The 10,744-nt window shown below is 50.3% G+C and carries 7 protein-coding genes; all 7 read left to right on the top strand.

Annotation, left to right across the window (positions count from 1 at the left end; all coding sequences use genetic code 11):
• A partial coding sequence (locus AC5V8P_RS18430; RefSeq protein WP_495473766.1) for a glycoside hydrolase family 32 protein occupies positions 1-3,137 on the top strand: 3,137 nt, incomplete at its 5' end.
• Positions 3,138-3,411: 274 nt separating this feature from the next.
• Positions 3,412-4,929, top strand: coding sequence for a nitrogenase cofactor biosynthesis protein NifB (nifB, locus tag AC5V8P_RS18425; protein ID WP_064795556.1), 1,518 nt, complete (start codon positions 3,412-3,414; stop codon positions 4,927-4,929).
• 6 nt (positions 4,930-4,935) lie between these two features.
• Positions 4,936-5,802: a nitrogenase iron protein gene (nifH, locus tag AC5V8P_RS18420; RefSeq protein ID WP_063212489.1), complete on the top strand. Its 867-nt coding sequence runs from the start codon at positions 4,936-4,938 to the stop codon at positions 5,800-5,802.
• Complete coding sequence (nifD, locus tag AC5V8P_RS18415) at positions 5,759-7,336, top strand: nitrogenase molybdenum-iron protein alpha chain (protein WP_495473765.1); 1,578 nt, start codon at positions 5,759-5,761, stop codon at positions 7,334-7,336. The genes nifH and nifD overlap by 44 nt, the downstream gene beginning before the upstream one ends.
• The gene (gene nifK, locus AC5V8P_RS18410) at positions 7,333-8,862 is read left to right on the top strand and encodes a nitrogenase molybdenum-iron protein subunit beta (RefSeq protein WP_063212487.1); all 1,530 of its coding nucleotides are present in this window, start codon (positions 7,333-7,335) and stop codon (positions 8,860-8,862) included. Before nifD ends, nifK begins: the two co-directional genes overlap by 4 nt.
• A gap of 79 nt (positions 8,863-8,941) precedes the next feature.
• On the top strand, positions 8,942-10,291 hold the full coding sequence (nifE, locus tag AC5V8P_RS18405; RefSeq protein WP_064795554.1) for a nitrogenase iron-molybdenum cofactor biosynthesis protein NifE: 1,350 nt from the start codon (positions 8,942-8,944) through the stop codon (positions 10,289-10,291).
• Between the two features lies 1 nt (position 10,292).
• Positions 10,293-10,744, top strand: a 452-nt coding sequence (locus AC5V8P_RS18400; RefSeq protein ID WP_495473764.1) for a nitrogenase component 1, incomplete at its 3' end; no start/stop codon positions are given.

Raw genomic sequence — 10,744 nt, 5'->3', positions numbered from 1 at the left:
TGATGGTTATGTCTGGAACCACATCACAGGATTTTACTTTTGAAGCGGATGTGATGGTCACAGACATACAGGCAGATGCTGCCCTAGTATTCCGTTCCAGCGGGGACGGATGGTCTTCCTATATGCTTCAAATCGTGCCAGCTGCTGGATTATTACGATTACGCGATGCTGCTGGAGATATTGAAAGGCTCAAAGAGGAACGGCCAGTGGAATTACAAGAAGGAGATATTTATCATCTCAAGGTGAAGGTAGAAGGCTCGCAGCTTAAAGTATACTGGGATGAAGGATATCACCCGATTTTAGATGTGGTCGATACGACGTATGCCTCAGGATATTTGGGATTGAATGTCTGGAATGGATCGGCTTTATTTCAAAACATTCAAGTCAGTGATATGGATACGAATGCAGGTGAACTGCTTTTGATCCGTGGGAAATGGCAACCGGACCTAAAAGGGGAGAGAGCCGAGGGAACCAGTATGGAAGGTGCGCTCAAAATATACGGTGCCGCAGCTGCTGACCTGGTGCTGGAAGGCAGTGTGACGCTGAATTCTTCCCAACCGGGCATGGAAGCAGGACTATTTTTCAGAGGGAATCAAGTGGGAACAGAGGGTTATATTGCTTCTGTGCAAGAAGAGAATCATCAGGTCCGGGTACATCTGAGAAAAGCGAACGGAACGTTGATTACAAGCTCGGCGATGACGTATCCGGATACATCGGGCAGTAAACACAGTTTGGAAATCATTGCACACGGAGAGCGGATTCGCGTGTTTGTGGATGGCTACACATCTGCGGCCATGGACATCGTAGATAGCGGTTATTCCTGTGGTTTTACAGGTATGAAGGCAATTGGGGGGACGGCTTATTTTCAGGATTTCTACCTTACCTCTATCTCGAATTACTATACCGAAAAATATCGTCCGCAGTATCATTATTCCCCTGCCAGAGGTTCAGCCAGCGATCCGAACGGATTGGTATATTTCGAGGGAGAATATCACCTGTTCCATCAGGATGGTGGACAATGGGCACATGCGGTTAGTATGGATTTGCTGAACTGGAGAAGGCTTCCTTTGGCATTAAAGTGGAATGATTTAGGCCATATCTGGTCTGGTTCGGCTGTAGCTGATCTCACTAATACTTCCGGCTTGTTCACCAACTATGGCGGGAAAGGGCTGATTGCTTATTACACCTCCTATAATCCCGATCAGCCCAGGGGAAACCAGAGAATTGGCCTTGCTTACAGCACAGATCGGGGACGGACATGGCAATACCCAGTAGACCGCTCGATTGTAATAGAGAATCCGGGCCAAAATGAAAATGATCCCGGCAACTGGGATTTTCGTGATCCGAAAGTAGTACGGGACGAAGCCCATCAGCGCTGGATCATGGTGGTGTCCGGAGGAGATCATATTCGTTTTTTTACTTCCACCAACCTGATAGATTGGAACTGGACGGATAACTTTGGTTATGGCGAGTATATACGCGGAGGGGTATGGGAATGTCCGGATTTATTTCGGCTGGCGGTAGATAAGAAAAATACTTATAAATGGGTCTTAATGATTAGCACCGGAGCCAGCACGAACACTCAAGGCTCAGATGCGGAATATTTTATCGGTGAAGTGACGGCTGACGGGAAGTTTAAAAATGATCTTTCACCAGGTAAGGTGCTTAAAACCGATTGGGGAAAAGAGTTCTATGCCTCGATGTCTTTCTTTAATGTGCCCGGCGGGCGGCGTATTATGCTGGCATGGATGACGAATTGGGACTATCCGTTCAGCTTTCCGACTGCTCCCTGGAAGGGACAGCTCAGCATCCCACGCGAGTTATCGCTAAAAACAACCCGTGAAGGCATCCGTTTGATACAGCATCCGATAGCCGAGCTGACTTCGCTGCGTTCTCATTTATTTTCGCTAAAACATGCGAGTATCACGGAATCTTCTCCGAATATACTGGAAGGTTTGAAGGCGGGTGCCTATGAGATTGAAGCGGAGTTCGAATTCCCTTCCGTTGGAAGGGCATCGACTTTTGGGTTTTATGTACGGGAAGGCGGCGAGCAAAGAACGGTAGTCGGCTATAAAACAGACGTTCAACAGATGTTTGTAAACCGTGCTGAATCAGGACTTACTGATTTCTCTACCTTGTTTTCAACGCTTCATGAAGCATCGCTGGCACCGTCCAGGAATCGAATTCAAATGCGTATATTTGTGGACGAATCCTCAGTTGAGGTGTTTGGTAACCATGGGGAAGTCGTATTTTCCAATATCATTCTTCCAGATTCGGCACGTAGAGGGATGAGCTTGTTTACTCAAGGTGGTGAGGTGAAAGTTGTTTCTCTTCATGTGTATGCGCTACGCAATAGCTGGAGGGCTACAGAGGCTTCACTCATCAGACTGATGATGGATTACACCCAATTGGAGCTTGCGGAAGGACAATCGAAACGTCTGTATGCGAGTGTGGAGAATTCTGTGGAAAAAGAACATTTGCTGAATTGGGAATCCAGCAACTCTGCAGTCGTCAAGGTGATCCCGTCCAATGAGGGCTTTGCGACTGTGGAGGCACTTTCCCCTGGAGAAGCTGTTATTACAGCCACCGTCACGGGAGATACGGTGAGAGCAAGTACCTCGGTTACTGTGTATGGAGGGATGTTTTATACCAACCTTTCAGGTTGGGAGCCGGATGTCGCTGCATCCCGCTGGATGGTGACGGCAGATGGTATACGCGGAAGCTATATCAGCGATGCAAATTATATGGCGTCTGAGCAGGCGAAAGATTTTACGTATAGGGCTGAGATGAAGCTGGATGGGAATGGGAGTGCTGGCTCCATGATTTTCCGTGCCAACGCGGATGGGTCGAGTGGCTATTATTTCAATTTGGACCCGAACATGAAATCGATTCGTCTTTTTTATAAAAAAGAGGGTCGATTTGAGCAGCAGCAGGTACTTGCTAAGGTTCCAAGATTTGTATTGCCGGGAGTAACCTATGCTGTCAAAATCCAGGCAGAAGGATTACGCCTGCGTATCGAGATAGATGATGAACAAGTAATTGACCTGGAAGATGATACATTTGCCGCAGGGCATTTTGGTGTCAATGTATTTGGCGGGCAGGCTTTTTACCAACATGTACGGGTCGAGAAAGTCTGATTTGAATTCCGTATTTTTGAAAGAGAGCTGTATTTTACGAGCTCTCTTTTTTGCGTCTTGATGTTATTGAGAATATGAAGTGTAACCGCAAACATGTTAAGTGTATGGTACAATATCTAACCTGAAATTTGACACATATGTGAATTGAGGGCAAATGTCAGAGAATTCATGTAGGAGCGAATTGACTAGATTGGTTTCTATCTCTAACATGTAATTATATTCCAGGAAAAACAGAGAGTACGTAAGGAAATATAACATAGAGAGGAGGGAATGAATGGACTCTTTAGCTGATCTATCGAAAATACCCTTAGCATTGGAAACCCTCAGAAGACATCCCTGTTATAACGAAGAGGCACATCGCTATTTTGCGCGCATTCATCTTCCAGTCGCCCCGGCATGTAATATTCAGTGCCATTATTGCAATCGCAAATTCGATTGCGTCAATGAAAGTCGACCCGGCGTTGTTAGTGAACTGCTCACGCCGGAGCAGGCGGCGAGCAAGACCTATGGCGTAGCGGCACAACTGATGCAACTGTCCGTTGTCGGCATTGCGGGACCTGGAGATCCGCTGGCCAATGCGGAGGCAACCTTCGATACCTTCCGCCGGGTACGTGAGACAGTTAAAGATGTCATATTCTGTCTCAGCACGAATGGTCTTACCTTGATCAGGCATATCGACAAGATTGTAGAGCTGGGCATTTCGCATGTTACGATCACGATCAATGCTGTAGACCCAGAGGTGGGGACCCGCATTTACGGATGGATCTATGATGAAGGCAAACGCTATACAGGAGAGGAGGCTGCACGGCTGTTGATTGACCGCCAGCTGGCAGGCTTGAAGATGCTGGCTTCAAGAGGCGTATTGTGCAAGGTGAACTCGGTGCTGATTCCCGAAGTCAATGATGCCCATCTGCCGGAGGTAGCCAGGGTTGTCAAGGAGCACGGGGCAGTGCTGCACAACATCATGCCGCTCATCATTGCACCCGGTAGTCGGTATGAGCAGGAAGGAATGCGGGCCCCCCGTCCCCGTCTGGTCCGGCAGTTGCAGGAGCAATGTGCTGAAGCGGGCGCTGTCATTATGCGCCATTGTCGTCAGTGCAGGGCGGATGCGATTGGACTGCTGGGCGAGGACCGCAATCAGGATTTTACATGGGATAACATATCGGCTGCTCCTCTCATGGATGAAGGGGCGAGGGCACAATTTCAGAAAGAACTGGATGAGAAGGTGAGAGTGAGAATGGAGCGCAAGGAGGGACAATCACACCACAAACAACCGTCAACCGGGGCTGGATGTAGTTGCCCGTTATCGGGAGATAAGCCTGAAGCGAGCTTCACCTCAAAGCCAGTCCTGATCGCTGTGGTCAGTCGTGGCGGAGGGAAGGTGAATCAGCATTTCGGTCGTGCCAAGGAATTTATGATCTATGAAAGCGACGGGACCATCGTAAATTTCATAGGCATTCGTAAAGTACAATCCTATTGCCACGGAAAAGCCGATTGCAATGGGGACAAGGTCGAGACGATGAAGGAGATCCTTTCTATGGTGCATGACTGTGCATTACTGCTATCGTCCGGCATAGGCGATGCCCCCAAAGAGACTTTGCAGGAAGCTGGCGTGCTACCTATTGTATGCGGCGGAGATATTGAGGAATCCGTTCTGGAATATGTAAAATTTCTACGTTATATGTATCCTGTGCAGAGCAAAAAGGGAAGTAAGCGGAATAAGGGCAGCAAGCACAATAAGGGAGTTAAAGGCAATCATTCGGATTTACCCAATGAACATTTTGGAGGCTGAGAAAATATGAGACAAATTGCGTTTTACGGTAAAGGCGGTATCGGCAAATCGACAACCTCGCAGAATACACTGGCTCAGCTCGCAACCAAATTCAAACAAAAAATTATGATCGTAGGCTGTGATCCCAAGGCAGACTCCACCCGTCTTATTCTGAATACGAAGGCCCAACAAACTGTACTTCATCTGGCGGCTGAAATGGGTACGGTGGAGGACCTGGAGCTGGAGGACGTTGTCCAGAAGGGTTTTGGTGGCATTCTGAACGTGGAATGTGGTGGGCCAGAGCCTGGTGTCGGCTGTGCAGGGCGCGGAATCATTACAGCCATTAATTTTCTGGAGGAAGAGGGTGCCTACGAAGGGCTGGATTTCGTGTCCTACGATGTACTGGGGGACGTCGTGTGCGGGGGATTCGCCATGCCGATTCGGGAGAAGAAGGCGCAGGAAATTTACATCGTATGCTCAGGAGAAATGATGGCTATGTACGCTGCCAACAATATTGCACGCGGGATATTGAAGTACGCCAACAGCGGTGGCGTGCGTTTGGGCGGCTTAATATGCAACAGCCGGAATACGGACCGGGAAGCGGAACTGATTACGGAGCTTGCGAGAAGGCTGAACACGCAGATGATCCACTTTTTGCCGCGAGATAATGTGGTGCAACACGCAGAGCTGCGCCGTATGACCGTTACCCAATACAACCCGGACCATAAGCAAGCTGCAGAGTATGAAGAGCTGGCAGGTAAAATTTTAAATAATGACATGCTAACGGTTCCCACTCCCATTTCCATGGAAGAGTTGGAGGAGCTATTGATGGAATTCGGCATTATTGAGGATGAAGAAACCGCAATTAACAAAGCTGAGGCGTCCGGGCAGTAGGCTCCAGCTAGAAGGCTTAATGACGGAACCATCGTGTGGTGATAGGGGAGTTGAACGCGAGCTCCAGGAGGGAGGAATAGGCCAATTGAGCAGTATTGTGAACAAGGGGAAGCAGATCGTAGAGGAGATACTAGAGGTATATCCCAAGAAGGCCAAGAAGGATCGGACCAAGCATTTTGAAATCGCAGATGAGGAGCTTGTGAACTGCGGAACCTGTTCCATTAAGTCCAACATGAAATCACGGCCCGGCGTCATGACAGCAAGGGGGTGTGCTTATGCAGGCTCCAAGGGTGTAGTATGGGGCCCGATTAAAGACATGGTACACATTAGCCATGGTCCCATCGGCTGCGGGCAATACAGTTGGGGTACCCGACGCAATTATGCGAATGGAATATTGGGAATCGATAATTTTACCGCCATGCAGATTACAAGCAATTTTCAGGAAAAGGATATCGTGTTCGGCGGAGATAAGAAGCTGGAGGTGATCTGCAGGGAAATTAAGGAGATGTTCCCGCTGGCTAAGGGTATCACCGTGCAGTCTGAATGTCCAGTCGGACTGATTGGTGATGATATCGGGGCCGTGGCCAAGAAGATGACAGAGGAACTGGGCGTTCCGGTCATTCCTGTACGCTGTGAGGGCTTTCGCGGGGTGAGTCAGTCTCTGGGCCATCACATTGCCAATGATGCTATCCGCGATTTTCTGATGGGTCGCCGCGAACTGAAGGAATGCGGACCTTATGACGTCTCTATCATCGGGGACTACAATATCGGTGGTGATGCCTGGGCCTCACGCATTTTGCTGGAGGAAATGGGCCTGCGGGTCATAGCGCAGTGGTCGGGTGACGGTACGATCAATGAGCTGGGAATTGCGCATAAATCCAAGCTCAACCTGATCCACTGTTATCGTTCCATGAATTATATGTGCACAACGATGGAACAGGAATACGGAATTCCCTGGATGGAATATAACTTCTTCGGTCCGACCAAGACGATAGAGAGCCTAAGAGCGATTGCTGCCCGCTTTGACGAGACGATTCAGAAAAAATGTGAGCAGGTCATCGCCCAATATATGCCGCAGATGGAGGCAGTCATCCGTAAATACCGACCACGTTTGGAGGGCAAAAAGGTGATGCTTCTGATTGGCGGGTTGCGGGCAAGGCATACCATCGGTGCCTATGAGGATCTGGGTATGGAAATTGTGGCTACAGGCTATGAGTTTGCCCATAAGGATGATTACGCAAAGACGGTCCCTGATGTAAAGGAAGGCACTATTCTGTACGATGATCCAACGGCATATGAGCTGGAGGAATTGGCCCAGCGACTGAAGATTGACTTAATGGGCGCTGGAGTCAAGGAGAAATACGTGTATCAAAAAATGGGCATTCCCTTCCGTCAAATGCACTCCTGGGATTACAGCGGGCCTTATCATGGTTTTGATGGTTTTAAGATTTTTGCACGTGATATGGATATGACCCTAAACAGTCCAGTATGGAGCCTGCTGCCGTCCCGGCAGACTACGGAGGTGTCGGTATGAGCGAGCGTCTGAATATTGTCGATCACAATCAGTTGTTTCGGCAGGATAAATATGTGCGCCAGCGTGAGGAGAAACGGGCCTTCGAGGCCCCTTGCTCGCCAGAGGAGGTTACCGCTACCCTAGAGTATACCAAGACCAAGGAATACAAGGATAAGAATTTCGCCCGTACAGCCGTAGTCGTGAATCCAGCCAAGGCTTGTCAGCCGCTGGGAGCGGTTATGGCTGCACTCGGCTTCGAAAAAACGCTCCCGTTCATTCATGGCTCACAGGGCTGTACAGCTTATTTTCGTAGCCATCTTTCCCGTCACTTCAAAGAACCTGTTCCTGCTGTCTCCACTTCAATGACCGAGGATGCCGCCGTATTCGGCGGCATGCGCAACCTCATTGACGGTATAGAGAACTGTATTGCCTTGTATCAGCCGGAAATGATTGCGGTATGCACGACCTGTATGGCAGAGGTAATCGGGGATGATCTATCTGCCTTCCTGGCTAATGCCCGTCAGGAGGGAGTCCTTCCCGAAGCTATGCCAGTTCCTTTTGCCAATACCCCCAGCTTTTCCGGTTCACATATTACAGGCTATGACGCCATGCTGCGCTCTGTACTGGAGACGCTGTATAACAAGTCAGGCCGGACGCCACAGCCTGGTCATGAATTGAAGCTGAATGTACTGCTCGGGTTTGACGGGTATACGGGCAATTTTGCGGAAATGCGGCGCATGCTGGGGATGTTCGGCGTTACGTATACTATTCTGGGTGACCACAGCAGTAATTTTGATTCAGGGGCCACGGGAGAGTACAGCTACTATTACGGGGGAACGCCGCTTGCGGATGTGCCAGAGGCCGCAGATGCTGTCGGTACGTTGGCGATCCAGCAGTACTCTCTTCGTAAAACATTAGGCTACATGAAACGAACCTGGGGACAGCAGGTGTCTTCCATCTCCACGCCGCTGGGCATTCGCGCTACAGATCGTTTGCTTGAAGAGATCAGTCGGCTGTCCGGAAAAGAAATTCCAGAGGCATTGAAGCAGGAGCGCGCCCGAATGGTGGATGCCATGATGGATTCGCATACCTATCTGCACGGCAAACGAGTGGCTATGGCAGGAGACCCGGATATGCTCATCGGCCTGATTGGCTTTTGTCTGGAGCTAGGTATGGAGCCGGTGCATATTGTTTGCTCCAATGGAGATCGGAAATTTGAGAAGGAGGCAGAGCTTCTGTTGAAGTCCAGCCCTTACGGTGCAGAAGCCACGGTTCATGTCGGTCAGGATTTGTGGCATATGCGTTCATTGCTGTTCCAGGAACCGGTGGACTTGGCTATTGGCAGCTCCCATCTGAAGTTCGCTGCAAAAGATGCGAAAATTCCTTTGCTCCGTGTGGGCTTTCCGATCTTTGACAGGCATCATCTGCATCGTTATCCGATTATCGGCTATCAGGGTGCGCTGAATCTGCTTACCCAATTCGTGAATACCGTACTGGATGTCATGGAAGAGCAGGCTCCGGATCATAGCTTTGATCTGGTGCGCTAATTGCAGTCCCACGTAGATGGAAGTTGACAGCTTGCCTTGTAATTTCAATGGATTCTATTTGAAATAAGGGGGTGTGCAGATGGAACCGGCTGTGTCTAACGGAAGGCTAGAAGTATCCTGCGGCAACAAAATTCCCAAAAGTATGCCCTGTCCCCGGCCTGTGCCGGGGGAGGCCTCAGGTGGCTGCTCCTTCGACGGGGCTCAGATTACCCTGATCCCCATTGCAGATGCGGCTCATCTGGTGCACGGACCAATTGCCTGTCTTGGGAATAGCTGGGAGAGCAGAGGCAGCTTGTCCAGCGGCCCGGAACTGTCGGCGTATGGCTTCACTACTGATCTTGGAGAACAGGACATCATTTTTGGTGGTGAGCGGAAGCTGCATGAATCGATTCGCTACATTGTCAGCCGTTTTGCTCCTCCCGCTGTGTTTGTCTATACAACCTGTGTCACAGCCCTCATCGGTGAAGATGTCGAGGGAGTCTGCAAGGCCGAATCGGAGCGGCTGGGGACGCCGATCATTCCGGTGAACAGTCCCGGATTCGTGGGTAGCAAGAATCTCGGGACCCGGCTAGCGGGAGATGTGCTATTCCAGCAAATTATCGGCAGTACTGAGCCGGAGCAGACAACTCCCCATGATATCAATCTCATCGGGGAGTACAATATTGCGGGTGAGATGTGGCATATCCAGCGGCTGATGCAGCAAACGGGGATGAGTATCCTGTCCCGAATTACCGGGGATGGTCGGTTCCGTGAGGTGGGATGGGCGCATCGTGCCAAGGCCAATATGGTCGTATGCAGCCGGGCTTTGCTGGGTCTGGCAGTCCAAATGGAGCGTAAATACGGCATTCCTTATTTTGAAGGTTCATTTTATGGAGCAAAAGAGACGAGCTATTCCTTACGGCAGATGGCTTACCTGACCGGAGATCGTGATGTGGAGCGACGGGTGGATAAGCTGGCCGCACGGGAGGAAATGAGGCTATCGCTGGAGCTGAGGCCCTATCGCAAGCAGCTGAAAGGAAAACGGGCAGTGCTCTATACCGGGGGGGTAAAGAGCTGGTCTGTCATTACGGCTTTGCAGGAGCTGGGCATAAAGGTGGTTGGTGTAGGAACCAATAAAAGCACTGCCGAGGATGTATCCCGGATTGCTGATCGTATCGGAGATGATGCGGAATATATCCCGGAAGGTGGCGCCCGGCAGATTCTCAAGACCGTCCGGAGTCGCAAGGCAGACATGGTCATTGCCGGGGGCCGGAACATGTATATGGCGCTCAAGGAACAGATTCCTTTTGTGGACATCAATCAGGAGCGACACAAGGCCTATGCGGGCTATGACGGGCTGTTATCTCTGGCGAAACAGCTTGTGCATACGCTGCAGCATCCGGTATGGGAGCTGGCCGCCAAATTGGCTCCATGGGAGGAGGAGACTTAATTTGCCGATTAAATCTGTCATGAAGCCTGTCAGTGTCAACCCACTCAAGGTAGGACAGCCTTTGGGTGGCGTGCTGGCTCTGCAGGGGATGTATCGCTCGATGCCTTTGCTGCACAGCGCTCAGGGCTGCTCGGCCTTCTCCAAGGCGCTGCTGACTCGCCATTTTCGAGAGCCGATTGCCATTCAGACCTCTGCACTGCAAGAGATGGACGTTATATTTGATGCAGACCGGAATCTGGAGGAGGCGCTGGATCATATCTGGTCCAAGCACCACCCAGATGTCATCGGCGTTATCAGCACGGCTCTCACCGAGGTGGCAGGCGTTGATTTTCAGTCCAGAGTAAAGGCATTCAAGCGAGAACGAGCATTGAAGGACAGTCTGCTGTTTTCTGTTTCGCTGCCTGATTTTCACGGCTCTTTGGAGACTGGCTACAGCAGTACAGTAGAGTCGCT

The sequence above is a fragment of the Paenibacillus sp. N119s genome (genome assembly GCF_059447605.1).
This window is presented reverse-complemented; position numbering and strand designations above follow the sequence as displayed.